This window comes from Oleiphilus sp. HI0086 (assembly GCF_001635225.1).
Genome location: NZ_LWFZ01000912.1, coordinates 1 through 1,441 on the forward strand (window position 1 = coordinate 1; position 1,441 = coordinate 1,441).

Sequence of the window (1,441 nt, forward strand, 5' to 3'; positions counted from 1 at the left end):
TTCAGGCATAGTGTCGACAGTCTCGAAGATCTTTGGTTAAACCTTAGCTCTGATAAGGTATACAAATCCGACTATTGGAATCTTGCAAAAAACCTAGGCCAGTTTGTTAGAGGTTTCGTCAGCGGAGATGGCATTGATGTGCCAGGCTCCATGTTCAATAACGCCCCCTTAAGAGAGCTATTAAAAAAAGAAGCTGATTTCGGACAACTCACAACCAACATCAAGAAGCACGACATACAGGCAGTTAGTGTGACAAGTTGTGGTTATCGAAGCGGCCAAAGTGTTAGTTTTTTCCAAGGTGAAGACCACCTTACTGGTTGGCAATCAGGGAATAGGGTGGGCGTTAAAACAAAACTAACGCTTGATCACCTCATGGCTTCTTCTGCTATCCCGACCATATTTCCACCAGTCAAGATACATAGAGAGTACTTTGGCGATGGTGTTGCTCGTAATATGGCACCGCTTAGCCCTGCAGTTCACCTTGGTGCGAATCGAATTTTGGTTATTGGTGTTAGCGCGAACCTCACCAATCGTCATATTCGCAAGGAAAGTAAAAAAGAGCCAAAGCGACCCTCTATCTTAGAGCATGTTATAAACGGAATGTTTATTGATGTTGTAGAAAAGGACGTTGAAAAGGTCGCTGTCATCAACAGCCTTTTAAAAAGAGTTGAGGACCCAGAAGCAGTCGCCAACGATTTGGGATTAAGGTTTATTGATACCTTGGTGATAAACCCAAGCGAACCAATTGATGAAATTGCAATTAAACATGTTTCCAAACTACCCGGACCTATTAAACAGTTTTTTGGTCTAAACAAGGAACCAATTGAAGGCGGCGTGAGCCTGGCTAGCTATCTTTTGTTTGAAGGGGAGTTTATGCGAGAGCTCATAGCTCTCGGATACAAGGACGCTCAAGCTAAGTCCAAGGAGCTTGAAAGTTTCTTTAACGCAGATATGAAAAACAGCTAACCAAATTTAACAACTCCTCTCTGAAAATGGTAAGCAATTGTATTTACAAGAAAATATTAATATTGCCAAAATTTAAATCTATTTTTGTGACTAGCAGTCAATTTTGATGTCTCTTTTCGAACATGTCTTTGTTATTATTCGCACCATAATAACGATAAGAAAAGAACGTTCTTACACATCAAACAATTAATGAGGATTAAGGAAACATTATGACATTTCGTCGAATTATACTTGCGCTAGTAATGCTGTCGACTGCTGCCACAGCTTCTGCACTTGAAAAGAAAAAGTTCTGTATGTACGACCCGGTTGGAAAAAACGGTCCTGCAATGACATTCTTCGCTGACTTGAAAGCAAAAGCTATTCCTTGGGGTCTAGATATCCATTTGGAAGCTTTTACCGATGACAAAGTTGCCTCTAATGATTTTAAAGCCGGTATGTGTGATGGTGTATTTCTTACCTCTATATTGAGTAGCCC

At 40.7% G+C, this 1,441-nt stretch carries 1 protein-coding gene and 1 pseudogene; both read left to right on the forward strand.

Annotated features, from left to right (window positions below):
* Window positions 1-966 (forward strand): patatin-like phospholipase family protein (locus A3756_RS16465; protein ID WP_068553974.1); only part of this gene is annotated, 966 nt, incomplete at its 5' end.
* Window positions 967-1,175: 209 nt separating this feature from the next.
* Window positions 1,176-1,441, forward strand: a pseudogene (locus A3756_RS16470) (hypothetical protein); the annotation flags it as partial.